This window comes from Chitinophaga sancti (assembly GCF_034087045.1).
GTDB classification, from domain to species: Bacteria; Bacteroidota; Bacteroidia; order Chitinophagales; family Chitinophagaceae; genus Chitinophaga; species Chitinophaga sancti_B.
Genome location: NZ_CP139247.1, coordinates 8,000,898 through 8,017,063, shown reverse-complemented (window position 1 = coordinate 8,017,063; position 16,166 = coordinate 8,000,898). Strand labels below are relative to the sequence as shown.

Annotated in this window: 12 protein-coding genes; 11 read left to right on the top strand and 1 reads right to left on the bottom strand. The window is 43.3% G+C overall.

The window, feature by feature from the left end; genetic code table 11:
• The first annotated feature begins 119 nt into the window (after positions 1-119).
• The 5 genes from SIO70_RS32115 to SIO70_RS32095 all read left to right on the top strand — a co-directional run bounded on the left by SIO70_RS32115 (position 120) and on the right by SIO70_RS32095 (position 6,521).
• Positions 120-836 carry a 2'-5' RNA ligase family protein gene (locus SIO70_RS32115; protein ID WP_320577846.1) on the top strand — a complete coding sequence of 239 codons (717 nt, stop codon included), beginning with the start codon at positions 120-122 and terminating at the stop codon, positions 834-836.
• 136 nt (positions 837-972) lie between these two features.
• Positions 973-3,225, top strand: a complete 2,253-nt coding sequence (locus SIO70_RS32110; RefSeq protein WP_083720291.1) for a RelA/SpoT family protein — start codon at positions 973-975, stop codon at positions 3,223-3,225.
• 122 nt (positions 3,226-3,347) lie between these two features.
• Complete coding sequence (locus SIO70_RS32105; RefSeq protein ID WP_320577842.1) at positions 3,348-4,637, top strand: adenylosuccinate synthase; 1,290 nt, start codon at positions 3,348-3,350, stop codon at positions 4,635-4,637.
• Positions 4,638-4,745: 108 nt separating this feature from the next.
• On the top strand, positions 4,746-5,207 hold the full coding sequence (locus SIO70_RS32100; protein ID WP_320577840.1) for a hypothetical protein: 462 nt from the start codon (positions 4,746-4,748) through the stop codon (positions 5,205-5,207).
• A gap of 72 nt (positions 5,208-5,279) precedes the next feature.
• Positions 5,280-6,521, top strand: a complete 1,242-nt coding sequence (locus SIO70_RS32095; RefSeq protein WP_320577838.1) for an anthranilate synthase component I family protein — start codon at positions 5,280-5,282, stop codon at positions 6,519-6,521.
• On the opposite strand, the gene SIO70_RS32090 is transcribed toward SIO70_RS32095, so the two are convergent.
• Positions 6,511-7,431 carry a TIGR01777 family oxidoreductase gene (locus tag SIO70_RS32090; RefSeq protein ID WP_320577836.1) on the bottom strand — a complete coding sequence of 307 codons (921 nt, stop codon included), beginning with the start codon at positions 7,429-7,431 and terminating at the stop codon, positions 6,511-6,513. The genes SIO70_RS32095 and SIO70_RS32090 overlap by 11 nt on opposite strands.
• Positions 7,432-7,615: 184 nt before the next feature.
• Here SIO70_RS32090 and SIO70_RS32085 point away from each other — a divergent pair, with 184 nt between their 5' ends.
• The 6 genes from SIO70_RS32085 (at position 7,616) to SIO70_RS32060 (ending at position 16,162) form a co-directional block, all read left to right on the top strand.
• A complete protein-coding gene (locus SIO70_RS32085; protein ID WP_320577834.1) occupies positions 7,616-9,130 on the top strand; it encodes a hypothetical protein in 1,515 nt (504 codons plus the stop codon).
• Positions 9,131-9,376: 246 nt separating this feature from the next.
• Entirely contained in the window at positions 9,377-10,849 is a 1,473-nt protein-coding gene (locus tag SIO70_RS32080) for a vitamin K epoxide reductase family protein (RefSeq protein ID WP_320577832.1), read from the top strand.
• Positions 10,850-10,927: 78 nt separating this feature from the next.
• On the top strand, positions 10,928-11,113 hold the full coding sequence (locus SIO70_RS32075; RefSeq protein ID WP_320577830.1) for a hypothetical protein: 186 nt from the start codon (positions 10,928-10,930) through the stop codon (positions 11,111-11,113).
• A 68-nt stretch (positions 11,114-11,181) separates the two neighbouring features.
• Positions 11,182-12,621, top strand: a complete 1,440-nt coding sequence (locus tag SIO70_RS32070) for a TlpA family protein disulfide reductase (RefSeq protein ID WP_320577829.1) — start codon at positions 11,182-11,184, stop codon at positions 12,619-12,621.
• Between the two features lie 3 nt (positions 12,622-12,624).
• Positions 12,625-14,820: a peptidase domain-containing ABC transporter gene (locus SIO70_RS32065; RefSeq protein WP_320577827.1), complete on the top strand. Its 2,196-nt coding sequence runs from the start codon at positions 12,625-12,627 to the stop codon at positions 14,818-14,820.
• 4 nt (positions 14,821-14,824) lie between these two features.
• On the top strand, positions 14,825-16,162 hold the full coding sequence (locus SIO70_RS32060; RefSeq protein ID WP_320577825.1) for an HlyD family efflux transporter periplasmic adaptor subunit: 1,338 nt from the start codon (positions 14,825-14,827) through the stop codon (positions 16,160-16,162).
• The last annotated feature ends 4 nt before the right edge of the window (positions 16,163-16,166 follow it).

The following is a 16,166-nucleotide window of genomic DNA, read 5'->3' as shown; positions in this document are numbered from 1 at the left end:
AGAATCAGGCAGGAAAATAATATCCGGGCGAATAAATTTTAGAAAAAAGAGAGCACAATCATATTACAAAGCAAGGATTCAGGCAATAGAACCCCATCACCATCCACTAACTGTACACAATGCACTATGAAAGAAAAGGGCCCGGGCTGGTAAACGGCGGTAAGTCCGGGCATGGACAACCACGATATGAGCAACAGAACAATGATCGCCGCCGGAACGGCAACTCACAGGGAAAGCAGGTTAATCCCCGCAAACCACCACGCCCTAAAAAGCCAAAGAAGGAAAGTAAGATCTATTTTATTGCTTTATTACCTAATGCCGCAGTGGGCAAGGAAATTATCAGAATGAAGCAGGAATTTGCAGACTTCTATGATGCCCGCAAAGCATTGAAGGTATTACCTTACATTACCATACAAGTACCGTTCACAGCCGATCCAGTGCTGGAAAAGGACTTTTGCGAGGGATTGACGGATTTTGCATCGGCCATGACCCCTTTCGACATCCAGTTGGATGGGTTTGGGGCTGTTGCTCTTGAGAACAGAAGACTCATCTTTATCAATGTAGTCAAGAATGCCCCTATTATGCACCTGCATAAGCAATTAATTTTGCTGCTGAGAAAAGACTTTGGGTTCAGTAATATGTTGGCTAAATATGGTTTTAATCCACACATCTCATTGGCACTGAATGATATAGCGGAAGGGGCTTTCGAAATGGCACGGCTGGAATACGAGGAAAAAGAATTCCATGCCTCCTTCAGGGTCAATAACCTGTATCTTTTGAGACATACCGGCACTTCCTGGGAAGTATTGCACAAATGTAAATTGGGGGGAGAATAATTTCTTTTTAAATAAAAATCAACCAAATGACCCTTTCAGGTAGGGGGGCAGACACTGTAACTCATTATAAAAGATAGCACTACCGTGGGATTTGGGACTATGGTTCTTATGCAAGAAAATTGTAACTTTAGTCCAGATGGATACAGTGGCAGTCAAAACATATAACCTCGACGAGGAACAGGAAAAAAAAGAAATTGTTCGTCATTACCGTGCTTTATTACGCGCCTTAAAACCGCGCCTTAAGAAAGGTGATCGCGAGCTGGTGCGTACTGCCTTCGAAATGGCAGCAGATGCTCACAAGGAAATGCGACGTAAATCAGGTGAGCCCTATATATTCCATCCCCTGGCTGTAGCACAGATCTGTGTGGATGAAATAGGATTAGGTGTTCGCTCTGCTATCTGTGCGCTCCTGCACGACACTGTAGAAGATACAGAAGTGACACTGGAAGATATAGAACGGGCTTTTGGTCCGGAGATCGCTCACATCGTAGACGGTCTTACCAAAATATCGATCGTAGTCGATTCCAGTACCAGTACCGCACAGGCGGAAAACTTTAAGAAGATCCTGCTCACCCTGGCAGATGACCCCCGTGTTATTCTGATCAAGCTGGCAGACCGCCTTCACAACATGCGTACCCTGGATAGCATGAGTCGTGAAAAACAGCTGAAAATCGCATCTGAAACAGTCTTTATTTACTCTCCGCTGGCTCACCGTCTCGGTATGTACGATATCAAGTCCGAGATGGAAGACCTGTCCATGAAGTATACGGAACAGCAGACCTATCGTGAAATAGCCCGTAAACTGAAGGAGACCAAGCGTGAGCGTACCCGTTATATCAACGAGTTCATCAAACCAATCAAAGAAGTACTCCAGGAAGAGGGATTAACTTTCGAAATATTCGGAAGACCTAAATCCATTCACTCTATATGGAATAAGATCAAGAAGAAAGGCATCACTTTCGAGGAAGTGTACGACCTCTTCGCGATCCGTATTATCATGGACTCCCCTGTGGATAAGGAAAAGTCAGATTGCTGGAAAGTGTATTCCATCATCACCGACTTTTATCACCCCAGCCCTGAGCGTACCCGCGACTGGCTGAGTAATCCTAAATCCAATGGATACGAAGCCCTGCACGTGACTGTAATGGGCCCAGCCGGTAAATGGGTGGAAGTCCAGATCAGGACCAAGCGTATGAACGACTACGCCGAAAAAGGTCTGGCTGCCCACTGGCGCTACAAAGAAGGTAGTAACCAGAAGCAGGATACCGAAAACAAATTCGATCAGTGGTTCAACCAGATCCGTGAGATCCTGAACAACCCTGATTCCAATACCCTGGATTTTCTGGCTGACTTCAAGAGCAACCTGTTCACAGAAGAGATCTATGTATATACTCCTAAAGGGGATCTCAAGATCATGCCGGTCAACTCCACAGCGCTTGACTTTGCCTACGCTATTCACAGTGCGGTAGGTAATAAATGTATAGGCGCCAAGGTGAATTACAAACTGGTACCACTCAGCCATAAACTGCGCAGCGGGGACCAGGTGGAAATCATTACTTCCAATAAGCAAAAGCCTTCTGAAGACTGGCTGAACTACGTACTGACCGCCAAGGCTAAGTCCAAGATCAAGGACGCCCTGAAGGAAGAGAAGCGTAAGATAGCCATGGATGGTAAGGATGTGCTGGAGCGGAAACTGGATCACCTGAAAGTATCTGCCAGTCAACATAATATTAATGAACTGGTACAATTCTATAAGCAACCTTCTCCATTAGATCTGTATTACCAGATTGCTGTGAAGAATATTGACCTGAAAGAATTGAAACAGTTCAATATATTGGGCGATAAGCTGGATGCACCTAAGCCGGTACCGGTTAAGTCACCGGAGCACATAGCCGAAGACCACATCAAGCACCAGTTACCTTCCAAGAAGGATGCGGAGCTGATTATCTTTGGTGAAAGTTCTGACAAGATTGCCTACAAACTGGCCAATTGTTGTCGTCCGATTCCGGGAGACGATGTATTTGGGTTCATTACAGCTAGTGAAGGATTGAAAATACACCGTACAAACTGTCCGAATGCCGCCCAGTTACTGGCTAATTACGGTCACAGGGTCGTGAAAACCAAGTGGGTGAAGAACAGGGAGATCTCCTTCCTGACCGGTCTGCGCCTGGTAGGTATGGATGATGTAGGGGTGATTCACAAGATTACTAATATTATTTCCGGTGAATTAAAAATAAATATAGCCGGGTTAACGATCGAGTCCAAGGAAGGCCTGTTTGAAGGGTTGATAAAGGTGTTTGTGCACGACAAGGAGGAGCTGGATGAGTTGTTCCTGCGTTTGGGTAAGCTGGATGGTATTCAGTCCGTAAACCGGCTGGAAGACGAGTAAACTAATGATAGGGTTGCCGCCAGGCAGCCCTTTTTTTTGTCAATTGACAACGAGGTATAATTGTAATTATTCCTTTTTCCCCGTAATTTTGCCACTTCTTTTTAAAATCAATATCAATTCTTATGGTAGATGTTTTGCTGGGCCTGCAGTGGGGCGACGAAGGCAAGGGAAAGATTGTGGATTATTTCGCAGGCAATTATGATATCATTGCCCGCTTTCAGGGTGGTCCAAACGCTGGTCATACCTTATATATCGACGGTCAGAAAGTAGTATTGCACACGATCCCCTCCGGCGTGTTTCACAAAAACATCATCAACCTGATTGGAAACGGGGTCGTATTAGACCCTGTCACTTTCAAGAAGGAATGTGATAAGATCACTGCACTGGGCGTAGATCTGAAGGCAAACCTGTTTATAGCTGAGAGAACGCACGTGATTGTGCCTACTCACAGAGCACTGGATAAGGCATCAGAAATATCGAAAGGTGCGGATAAAATCGGTTCTACCCTGAAAGGAATCGGTCCTGCCTATATGGATAAAACGGGCCGTAACGGTTTGAGAGTGGGCGATGTAATGCGTGCTGACTTCCAGGAGCGCTATGCGAAACTGAAGGCAAAGCATGAACACCTGCTGGCAGGGTATGATTTCGCTGCTGAAGTAAAGGCCGAAATTGCAAACGATATTGCAGAGTGGGAAGCTGAATTCTTCCAGGCTGTTGAATTCCTGAGAGGAATGAACATAGTAAATGGTGAGTATTTCCTGAATGACTACCTGAAAGCTGGTAAAAAAGTATTGGCAGAAGGTGCACAAGGAAGTATGCTGGATGTGGATTTTGGAACGTATCCTTTCGTAACTTCATCAAACACAATCAGCGCCGGTGTATGTAGCGGTTTAGGTATCGCACCGTCATGGGTGAAAGAAGTGATCGGTGTAACAAAAGCATATTGTACCCGTGTAGGTAGTGGTCCATTCCCAACAGAACTGCACGATGCCGTTGGCGAAAAACTGCGTAAAGAAGGTAATGAATTTGGCGCAACTACCGGCCGTCCACGTCGTTGTGGCTGGATTGACCTGGTGGCACTGAACTATACCTGCATGCTGAGTGGCGTAACCCAACTGGTAATGACCAAGAGTGACGTACTCGATGTATTTGAAGAAGTGTACGCTTGTACCGCATATGAAATAGATGGAAAGCAGACGAAAGCGATGCCTTTCCAGATCAATGATCTGGATGTAACGCCAATCTGGGAAAAATATAAAGGTTGGAGCGATGAGACTGCCGCGAAAAGCAATACCTTCAGTGAATTACCAGGCGAGATGAAAACCTTTGTAAAAGCTGTTGAAACTTACCTGGGTGTTCCTGTGAAATATGTGTCCAACGGGCCTGGAAGAGACCAAATACTGCCACAGTAAAATACCAATAAATTACAAAAAAAAAACGGCAAAAAAAATTTGGCTAATCAAAAAAACTGTTAAAACTTTACGCTAAAGTAATACGCTAAAGACTTAAGTGAACCTATTATGAAATCAAAATCTGATAACGAAAAAGAGACCAAAAAGACGAGTTCTCCAAAGACTACTAAAGCAACGCCTAAAGCTGCTAGTAAGCCCAAGAAGGAAGAGGAGGACGAAGATGATGAGGATGAGGAGGAAACTCCCCGTAAGTCTGCTGCTTCTAAAAAATCAGATAAGCCGGCCTCAAAATCAAAACGTAAATCTGACGATGACGATGATGATGACCTGGAAGAGGATGATGATGATTTGGGCGACGACGATGATGATGATAATTGGGGAAAATCCGAAGATGAGGATTACGATCCTGACTTCGAAGAGTTTGACATGCCTAAAGCTAAAAGCAAACGTGGCCGTCCTGGAAAGAAAAGTGTAGATGACGATGACGATCTCGGCATCGACGATGAATTCAAAGACTTGGGTCTGTTTAACGACAGAGGTGGCTTTGACGATGACGACGACGATTTTTAAGCACTAAAAATCAGCATTATCAGGATATTTCACCATTTCCCGGTTAATGATCAAACGTTATTTAAACAACAGATGTTGAATTGGGGTAACCAGTGCAACATCTGTTGTTTTTTAGACAACAATCATTATTCTTCTGCTTACAACCGGTACGAAGCTATATTGGCTGCTGGCGCTATCTCTACTCTCACCTGCACTGCCGGCACTGCCTTTGCACAACTGCAGCAATTTTACGACACGCATTCCGACTGGCTCTTTGGCCACCTGGGATATGACCTCAAGAACGAAGTATTTCATGGAATGACTTCCGGAAATGCCGACGGCTTACAATTGCCCGACCTGTTCTTTTTCAGGCCGGAAACTGTCTTATTGCTGAAAGGAAAAGAAGTCAGTATTGGAGGATGGAACATGGATCAGAAGGTAGCAGCAACGATACTTGACGCCGTGCAGCACACTGAGGTGCACACTGTAACCAGGGCTGTGTCTAATACTGAGATTACAGCACACATGGATCGTGCACAGTATATAAATTCAGTACGTGCCCTGCAGGAACATATCCATAGAGGAGATTGTTATGAAGTGAATTTTTGCAGAGAGAATTTTATCCGCGATACAGATGCTGCCCCCATTGAACTATTCAGACGACTGAACCAGCTTTCTCCTGCCCCATTTTCTGCTTATTATCACTTTGAAGATCAATACCTGGTTTGTTCAAGTCCGGAGCGTTTTCTCCAGAAAAAAGGCCCATTACTCATCTCTCAGCCTATCAAAGGCACCATTAAAAGGGATGGCGATGTGCTAAAAGATAAAGAGCGCAGGCTGGAATTACTGCACAACAGCAAAGAACGGGCAGAAAATGTAATGGTGGTAGACCTGGTGCGGAATGACCTCTCGCATACTGCGCTGCAAGGCACAGTACAGGTAGCAGAACTATTTGGTATTTACTCATTTGCGCAGGTACACCACATGATATCTACGGTTACGGCTATGCCTGACCCGAAACTGCCACTCACGGAACCCATCAGACAGGCTTTCCCCATGGGCTCTATGACTGGAGCACCTAAAAAACGTGTACTGGAACTGATTGAGGAATATGAACAATCAAAGAGAGGATTGTACTCCGGTGCAGTGGGATATATTACCCCTGATGGGGATTTTGATTTCAATGTAGTGATCAGGAGTATCCTGTACAATGCAGGGAACAGGTACCTGTCCTTTCAGACAGGATCTGCTATTACTTATTATGCCAGTGCAGAACAGGAATGGGAAGAATGCCTGCTCAAAGCTGCTGCCATGAAAAAGATTATTACCGCTTAAAGAAATTTTCCAGTGCACTCCTGATATCAGGATAAGAGAAGACGAACCCTGTACTCATGATCTTTGCTGCCGATACGCTCACACTTTTCAATACTTCCACACTCATTTCACCTAAAGCCAGTTTCAGGGCGAATGCAGGTACGTATATAGGGATAAAGCTTTTGCCTCTGGACACCTGTGCCAGCGTCATTACGAGGTCTTTGTGTCTCACAGGGTTTGGTGCCACAGCGTTGTAGATACCTTGCAGATCGGGGTTTACAATGCCGCTCAGGTATAACCTGACCAGGTCATGGATGTGGATCCAGGGTACCATTTGTTCTCCATTGCCGAGAATGGTGGCAAAACCTGCTTTGAGTGGTTTATAGAATTCCTTGAGTGCGCCGCCTTCTGGGCTGAGTGCGATACCCGTGCGGAAGATGAGTACTTTCTTTTGCAGGGACTGCATTTTCAGTACGGCATTTTCCCAGGCTACGCAGGTAGTACTCAGGTAATCGTCGATAGGAGGATCATTTTCGGTAAAAGGTTCACCACCTGTATACGGGCCATAGTAACCGGTAGCAGAGGCACTGATCACTTTCTTTACCTTGTTTGGGGTACGGGAGAGGGCATTGAAAAGCAGCTCTGCACTCTGGGTACGGCTGTCAATGATCTCTTTTTTGCGGGCGGCAGTCCACCGTTTATCAGCTACGTTAGCACCTGCCAGGTGAACGATGTAATCTGCCTGGGAAAGGGCAGTTTCATCAATAGTCTGACGTTGTACGTCCCAATGTGCATAGGTAACCAACCCGTTTTCTGCGGGGAGTGCTGTTTTTCTGCTCAGGATAATTACCTTATATCCAACTTCAGTAAGCAACCTGGTGAGTGCCCGGCCTACGAGGCCCGTTCCACCTGTAATTAAGACCGTATCCATAGTTAATTTCAAAAATACAGTTTATTTATATCAATTACGGTGCCGGGTGCCGTTAATCACGGTTTTGGCGTTGGTAATCCGTAATTCCTTATTTTAGTGTAACCGGTATGAATGGATACAATGAATTCCAGTCGTTTACCGTTTAATCTATATCCTAAAACTGCAATTTTTTAAATAAATCAGCATGCGCATATTATATCTCTATGCTTTACTGTTTTTGTGGAGTGGGGCGGTAATGGCTCAAAAGATCACTTATACGGAACCAGAAAAGGATGATTACAAAAGTACCGAATTCGAAATTATCGGGCGTGTTTCAGGCAATATTCTGGTCTATAAGAGTGACAGGGGCGATTACGTAGTGTCTGTATACGACAATGCAATGCAACTCAAAGACAGAGTAAAGCTGGACTTTCTTCCTAAAAAACTGATCAGTGTCGACTTTATCAATTATGCCGACAAAGTTTATATGTTATACCAGTTCCAGCGTAAAGACGCTGTGTACAGCTTTTGTGCTACTATGAACGGGGATGGGAAGTTTAACGACGCCCCGGTAATGGTCGATTCTACCCGCATTGGCTACTATGCCAAGGACAATAACAAGGTATATTCTGTAGAATATTCTGAAGACAAAAGCAAAATCCTGGTCTACAAGATCAACCAGGACAAAGAAAACGACAACGTATTTTATACCTTCCTGTACGATAGTGCTTTCCATTTTATGAACAATAGCAGGTTGTCACTGCCGATGGAGTCAAAGAGAAGTTTCCTTAGCAACTTCACCCTGACCAATGAAGGCGACCTCCTTTTCAATAAACTGGAACGGACGAACAACAGAGATTATATTGTAAGTGGTAATCTCGTTATTAAACGTGCAGCAGTGGATAGTTTTGAAACCGTGCCCATGGAACTGAAAACGACCCTGCTGGATGAAGTGAAGATGAAGATTGATAACAACACGCACAAAGCACTGATCACTTCTTTTTATTACAGGCAGAAACGGGGCAATGTGGAAGGTCTGTATGTAAGTAAGTACGATTACGCTGCCAAGACCCTGTTGTATGAAAAAGAAGTGGTGTTTACACCGGAAATGAAAAGCAGGGCCAGGGGAGAATCGTCAACCAACGCAGCTTTCAATGATTACTTCATCAGAAAGATCATCAACACTAAAAATGGTGGATTCATTCTGACCGCAGAATCTTTCTATACAACCTCCCGGAACAACCAGCCATGGAACAGATGGAATTACATGTATGGTCCTTATGGAATGTATACGCCGTACTATTATTCTCCTTATTCTCCATGGTATTACAACCCATGGTATAATAACTATAATATGGGCAACAGGTACCACTATGACAACATTGCTGTGATGTCTGTGGATGATGAGGGCAACCTGCTATGGAGCAATATTATCGACAAGAGTCAGTTCGACGACGGGTCTGATTTGAACCTGTCTTACCTGATGGTGAATATAGGTAGTGAATTGCGCTTCCTGTACAATGAACTGAACAGAAGAGATTTTATGGTGACTGACAAAGGCATTGAGCCGGATGGCACTACCTCAACCAAACCAACCCTGAGAAACCTGGATAAAGGATTTACCTGGATGCCAAGGTATGGTAAGCAGATTAGTGGAAGGACGGTGTTGGTACCTTGTATATATAGGAGTTATATCTGTTTTGCTAAAGTAGATTTTTAAGTTATATAAAAGGATCTTAAAAAGGGACCAGCTTCATGTTGGTCCCTTTTTTTATCAATCCAGTTAAATTATTTGTAGCACTCGTTAATATCAAGGAATAGATTGCTATTTCTTTGATTAAGTAAATAAAAATACTTTCCCTCTTTTAAAATTATCTGCCTAGATTAGTATCATCGTCGTTAGATTGTTTGTTTGTGCCTATAGGGAGGGGAAATGTTTATTAACCTGTAATTTCATTTATACATAATGGCCCAGCTTGATATGGAGCAGACCATTGCCGGATTTTTGAAGGCAATTGGTGTGGAGGTTCCTCATGGATACATTCGTCGACATGTAAAAGCCCACAATGATGAAAGTTCGATGGCTTGTATTACTGACCTTTTAGACACGCTCAATATAACCCATGCCGCAATAGCTATAGACCAGGAACAGTTGACCATGCTACCTGAGCCTTATCTGGCTTATACTACAGCAGATGGTGGTGATTTTATAATAATCAATGATACAAAAGAATACCTGGCATCGCATCCGGATTTTTATAATCACTGGAATGGGCTTGTTATAGCTGCTGAAAAGCCGGAAACGATCAATAGGACCGGATTTAATGAATTTGAAGAAGGTGCAAAATGGCGAACAGTATTCATGGTAACAAGCATCTTATTACTGGCAGCAGCAGCTGTTAATCTCTGTATACATGTGCATCTCCTGTGGGCAATGCTGGTGTTGGCAGGTGTAGGTATTGGCTTCCTGATCAAAGGAAAAAGCTGGGGAGTGAATAATACAGTAGCAGATAAGTTGTGTAGTGCACTGGGAAATCATGACTGTGATACAGTTATCAAAAGTAGTGGCAGCAGGCTGTGGGGTTGGCTGGAATTGTCTGATTGTGTATGCATATATTTTGGAGCGCAGTTATTATTTGGCAGGGTTGATTATAGTCTATTGATCGCAGCTATGCTGGCTGTACCAGTTACGATCTATTCATTGTATTACCAGGCAGTGAATAAGCAATGGTGTACTTTGTGTCTGCTGGTAGATGTGGTGATCTGGGCACAGGCTGTATTTTTAATGTGGTTGCAGCCCATGGGTATAGGCATGTTTGCTGGTATGGTAACTGTTGCCGCACTGATTGTATTTTTAATGAACAGGCTAGTGGTGAACCACAACAGATATCAGTATTCAGCAGCGCAGTTACAACGTTTTAAAACCAATCCTGAATTTTTATTATCCCGTTTTCTCTTAGATGCTGTTTATAGTGTGCCACCAGCAGCTATTCGTTTAGGGAATGCAGAGGCCCCTTTACAATTGACTATAGTCTGTGCGCCTTATTGTGCGCCGTGTGCATCGTTGCATCATTTGCTGGACGATTTGCTGGCATTTAAAGGACATCAGTTTGGTCTGCATATTTGCTTCAATTATACTGGTCAGGAAATTATATTACAGCTGTTACAAGCCATTAAAGAGAGGGATGCACATACTGTGCTAAAACAATGGTTCAGTGATATGAATCCTGCTGATTTTGATATGCCTTATTCAGCAGATTGTCTTGAAGCTGCCCGGTTGCAACGACAGTGGTGTGCAGAGATGCAAATCACCCATACCCCAACCCTTTTCGTAAATGGTCAACTCTTACAATCTCCTTATAACTTTTATGATCTGCCTGTCATACTTCCGGTGCTGATTAATCAGGTGGAAGAGATGTATCAGTCAGTTATACAATAAACGTTTTGTTTGCAAACAACAGGTTGAAAGGATACCTGTGAAAAATCCCATTGTAAATCCATTTAAAAAAACATCGTCATGAAAAAGTTAAGTCTGAATGAATTGAAACCAGTTAAAGTACTCTCCAGGAATGATCAGAAAAATGTAAAAGGTGGTGTGGTGATCAATTGTTCATGCAATGGTGTAAGCCAGGGTTACATATATTGCACTACTACAGCAGATTGTGTAGCCAGCTGTTCTGCTATCTGCGCTCCAAAGCCATAAGGTAATCATTTGATTTGCCGGAATGGGGACGCCTGTTCCGGTCTTTCTTCTCAATTAAAATCATGTCGATGAAGTGGTTATTATTGTTGTTATTATTTTTTCCACTCAAAAATATATATGCACAGCAGGTAACATTGACTGGTCATATATCCCAATGTGCTGACAGTACTGTGATATGGGGATACCTCCCGATAGACGGGTTTTGTAATGTCTACAGAAAAACCAACCTGGGTACGATACACCATGAACAATTCCATATTAAGGTTGATATTCACACACCTTCTTTTGTTACTATTGAAAATAAATGTTTCAAAAGTAACCTCTTATTATTTCCGGGCGATTCTGTAAATATTGATATACAGGATACGCTTAAAATCTATACAGGGTCAAATGCCAAAGGGCAAAAATACCTGAATACGCCACCTGGTATAATGGCCGTGATTACAGATAGTCTGAATGTAATATTTAAGCAGGATACAGTCATTGATGGCGTGATTCGACTTGTCAATACACTTTCGAAACGGGTAGAAGAACTTGACCAGGCAGCTGCATTCTCAAACGTTATGGAGGCAGACATTGCGGCGATGGTCACCTTTTTTGCCATCAACAGGTTACTGCTGGAATCAGATAGTAGTTATCCTATGCGCACAGGAAAATGGGATAAAGCCAGGGCGGGTGCAATGATCAAAAAGATCTATGCCAGTTATGATCCTTTCCAGGAAAAGTATATGCCTACCCGCTTGCTAAATAACTTACTGACACAGAAATGTTCCGTGATTAATAGGCATATGATACCTGCAACAAAAAAGGTGGTGCTCAAAGGCTCGCCTGATCCGGCATACTATATGTATGCTCCTGCTAAGTACCAGGATCTGCTATGTGGTGTGAATATCTTAGTGAGTCTGGATCATTCTTTAGGTGACAGAAATAGTATTAATAATACCCTTGATTACCTCAGGAATAATTTTCCGGCCAGCCAGTTTATTCCTATTGCCACCAGTGAACTGCATACTAAATTCGGTAAGGACAATACATACGAACAGGAAAACAAATGGACACATTACGAAGGGGCAGATACAGCAGGCAGTATTCAAACAATGTCATATAAAAACATAGAGGAGCTGGTAATGGGTGCATTTCACGGTAAGCCTGTATTTGTAGATCTTTGGGCTACCTGGTGTGCTCCCTGCAGGGCGGAATTCAAATATGAAAATAGCCTGCATGATTTTCTGCAATTGCATCAAATAGAGGCACTGTATGTTACATTCGATAGTGGCTCTAATTTGGATGCCTGGGGAAAGTTCATCAGAGATTACAGGTTACGCGGCTATCACTATATGCCGGCAAAAGCATTTATAGAATCCCTGGGCAAGACTCTCTCTACAGAAGCGATTACAATTCCCAGGTATCTTTTATTCAACAGCAAAGGCCAGCTTGTGCTCAAAGAAATGGCCCCACCCAGTAGCGGGCAACAGCTCTATGGACAAATTACCAAAGCCTTGGAATAGCATATGAGATTCAAGTATTACAAGCAGTTGGATGCGATGGATTGTGGGCCTACCTGCCTGCGAATGATAGCGGCATACCATGGGGTGCATTTACAGCTGGATATGCTTAGGACCCATAGTGGGTTTGACAGGGAAGGTGTATCTATGCTGGGAATCAGCCATGCGGCTGAAAAAATAGGTTTTCAGACAAGGGCGGTACAGGTTACTTTCCGCCAATTAATTACAGAGGTTCCGACCCCTTGTATATTACATTGGAACCAGAATCACTTTGTGGTACTCACACCTGCCTCCAATAAAAATAAATTGGTCATCGGCGATCCGGGTAGCGGAGAGCAGGTGTATCATAAACGGGAGTTTCTTGAACACTGGGCAGATTTGCTGTCAGAAGATGGGGAACCGGTAGGCACTGTATTACTGTTGGAACCCGGTCTGGGTTTTTATGAACAGGAATCAGATCTGTCTGCGACCACAAGTCACTGGGCACTGATTGTACATTACCTGAAGCAACACAGAAAGTATTTTATACAAGTATTGAATTGCCTGTTAGTGATTAGTAGCCTGCAACTGATCTTACCTTTTCTCATGCAGAGCATCATTGATAAAGGTGTCAATACAAATAACCTGCATTATGTGTATGTGATATTGATCGCCCAATTCGTCCTGTTGTCCAGTAAGACGGTTGTTGAATTTATTAGGGGAAGATTGTTGTTATACATTAGTACACATGTAAATATCTCGCTGTTATCTTCTTTCTGGCATAAGCTGTTGGCATTGCCGGTGAGTTTTCACGATACCCGCCAAACGGGTGATATCATTCAGCGAATTAATGATCAGCGGAGAATAGAAAGTTTTCTCACCGGTTCAGCTATTACCGTGTTGTATTCTGCGATTAGCCTGATCATATTCGTTTTTGTCCTTTCCTTATATAATTTGCAGATCTTCAGTATATATGTAGGAGGAAGCCTGTTATACTTCTGTTGGATACTGTTTTTTCTAAAGCAAAGGAGGAAACTGGATTATAAAAGATTTGAAGCAGCAGCCAAAGAGAATTCTGCAAGTATGCAATTGATACATGCTATTCAGGATATCAAGCTGAATAATGCAGAGAAAATAAGAAGGAATGAATGGGAGCGCCTGCAATCCAATGTGTTTAAGTTTTCCTTTCGCAACCTTTCCATTAATCAGTTACAACAAACAGGGGCCTTCTTCCTGAATGACGGGAAGAATATATTGATTACGTTCTTTGTAGCGAGAGCGGTGATAGAGGGACAACTCACACTTGGCGCGATGATCGCTATTCAATATATTATTGGTCAGTTAAACGCGCCTATCGAACAGCTAATCAGTTTTTCACAGCAGGCACAGGAAGCGAGATTGTCGATGGAACGCCTGCATGATATCCAGCAACTGGAAGACGAAGAGCCAGCAGGTAAATCATTTCTACGGATTTTGCCGGCAGATAAAAGTATTTCAATTTCAGGCCTTACATTTACCTATCCGGGAGCAGGGCAGGAGCCGGTGTTAAAAGATATTAGCCTGATAATACCAGAAGGGAAAACCACGGCCATTGTAGGCATGAGTGGCAGCGGCAAGACAACCCTGTTAAAACTGTTACTTCACTTTTATCCACGCTATACGGGTGATATTCACATTGGTAACAATAACCTGCAATTTGTGAGTCCTGCAGCATGGAGAAGTAATTGTGGAGTAGTGATGCAGGATGGTTATATCTACAGTGATACGATTGCCCGTAACATTGCTGTCAATACTGAACAACCTGACTTTGATAAGTTACTTCACGCCTGCAAGGTGGCGAATATCCTGCCTTTTGTTAAATCACAGCCTTTAGGATTTGAAACCAAAATAGGACAGGAAGGTGTAGGCATCAGCCAGGGGCAGCGGCAACGATTACTGATTGCAAGAGCGGTGTACAAAGACCCGGATTATATTTTTCTGGATGAAGCGACCAATGCACTGGATGCGAATAATGAACAGGTGATCATTGGCAATCTGAATACTTTCTTTACCAACAGGACAGTGGTGGTAGTTGCTCACAGGTTAAGTACTGTAAGAGATGCAGACAACATCGTCGTGTTGGAAAAGGGTGTTATTATTGAGCAGGGAGATCATGCTTCGCTGGTGGCGCTAAGAGGAAAATATTATCAGCTGGTAAAGAACCAGCTTGAACTTGAGAATTAATTATATGGAAGACATCGGACAGATCATCATTGAGAATGGGGAAATAAAAATTGTCAGTAAAACTGAGATGGAAGAGGTACCTGTACCTGCCCTTACACCAGTAGCTCCAGTCACTGATCTTTCATTTTACAGACCAGGAAAATTTGTGAGATGGGGTGGTACGATTATTTGGGGCATCGTATGCATTATCATGATCCTATGCTGGCAGATTCGGTATCCTGAAGTGGTGGATGTCAATGTAAGACTCACCTCTTTCAATGCACCCAAAGAGATTATTGGCCGTATAGATGGAAGGCTGATGCGCTTATTTGCCAGGGAAGGTCAGCAGGTACACAAAGGCGATGTCATTGCCTTCCTGGAAAGTACAGCCAATCCTGAACATGTCATTCATTTAAATACACAACTTGATACCATCAGTCATTTACTGCATAATAACAGGCAATATGACATCTTCCGCATGCACCTGGAATCACCAGAAGATTTAGGGGAACTGCAAAGTTATTACCAGGTGTTTATTCAAAAACTACTGGATTTTCGTCCCTATCAACAAGATGGTTTTTATGCAAAAAAGCAGGCCATGTTAAAGAGGGATATTGCACTGCTGGAACAGATTCATGCTAACCTGGAAGATTGGAGTGAGCTGGAAAAACAGGACCTGCAATTATCACAGGATGGGATCAAAGCGCAGGATATGCTCATTGCAGATAAGGTAGTATCTCAACAGGAGTACCGCACAGAAATGAGTAAGCTCATTGCCAAGAAGATGACAGGGCCACAGCGCCGGCAAACCATTCTGCAAAACGAAAATGACCAGAACAATAAAAAAGTAGAACTGATGGAGCTGGAAAATACTTTCTCCCAGCAACAGTCTGTTTTTGAACAGGCGTTGAAGACCCTTTACAGCCAGGTAGCAGAGTGGGATAAAAAGTTTATACTCCGTACACAGATAGATGGTGTGATTCATTTCTCCACCTCCTTTCAGGAGAAAATGCAGGTCAAAACAGGACAGACTATTTGCTACATAGACCCTGGCAATAGTCATTACTATGCTGAAATGTACATTTCCCAGATGTATATGGGAAAGGTCAATACCGGGCAGCAGGTGATGCTACAATTCCCGTCCTATCCATTTGCTGAGTTTGGATTTGTATCCGGGCATATTGATTTCATTTCTGACATACCTACGGATAGTGGGTATTATGCACGTGTAAGACTGGAACAGGGATTACAAACCAGTTATCACAAAAAACTACCTTATAGAGAGGGGTTACAGGCGGAGGGCAGGATCATTACCCGGGAGAAGCGGTTATTCGAACATTTTATCGCGATCTCCTATAAATAGCTGT

Bases quoted from the DNA above. Each gene is read 5' to 3' on its own strand.
- SIO70_RS32115 (WP_320577846.1), top strand. From the start codon at position 120: ATGCACTATGAAAGAAAAGGGCCCGGGCTGGTAAACGGCGGTAAGTCC.
- SIO70_RS32110 (WP_083720291.1), top strand. From the start codon at position 973: ATGGATACAGTGGCAGTCAAAACATATAACCTCGACGAGGAACAGGAA.
- SIO70_RS32105 (WP_320577842.1), top strand. From the start codon at position 3,348: ATGGTAGATGTTTTGCTGGGCCTGCAGTGGGGCGACGAAGGCAAGGGA.
- SIO70_RS32100 (WP_320577840.1), top strand. From the start codon at position 4,746: ATGAAATCAAAATCTGATAACGAAAAAGAGACCAAAAAGACGAGTTCT.
- SIO70_RS32095 (WP_320577838.1), top strand. From the start codon at position 5,280: ATGTTGAATTGGGGTAACCAGTGCAACATCTGTTGTTTTTTAGACAAC.
- SIO70_RS32090 (WP_320577836.1), bottom strand. From the start codon at position 7,431: ATGGATACGGTCTTAATTACAGGTGGAACGGGCCTCGTAGGCCGGGCA.
- SIO70_RS32085 (WP_320577834.1), top strand. From the start codon at position 7,616: ATGCGCATATTATATCTCTATGCTTTACTGTTTTTGTGGAGTGGGGCG.
- SIO70_RS32080 (WP_320577832.1), top strand. From the start codon at position 9,377: ATGGCCCAGCTTGATATGGAGCAGACCATTGCCGGATTTTTGAAGGCA.
- SIO70_RS32075 (WP_320577830.1), top strand. From the start codon at position 10,928: ATGAAAAAGTTAAGTCTGAATGAATTGAAACCAGTTAAAGTACTCTCC.
- SIO70_RS32070 (WP_320577829.1), top strand. From the start codon at position 11,182: ATGAAGTGGTTATTATTGTTGTTATTATTTTTTCCACTCAAAAATATA.
- SIO70_RS32065 (WP_320577827.1), top strand. From the start codon at position 12,625: ATGAGATTCAAGTATTACAAGCAGTTGGATGCGATGGATTGTGGGCCT.
- SIO70_RS32060 (WP_320577825.1), top strand. From the start codon at position 14,825: ATGGAAGACATCGGACAGATCATCATTGAGAATGGGGAAATAAAAATT.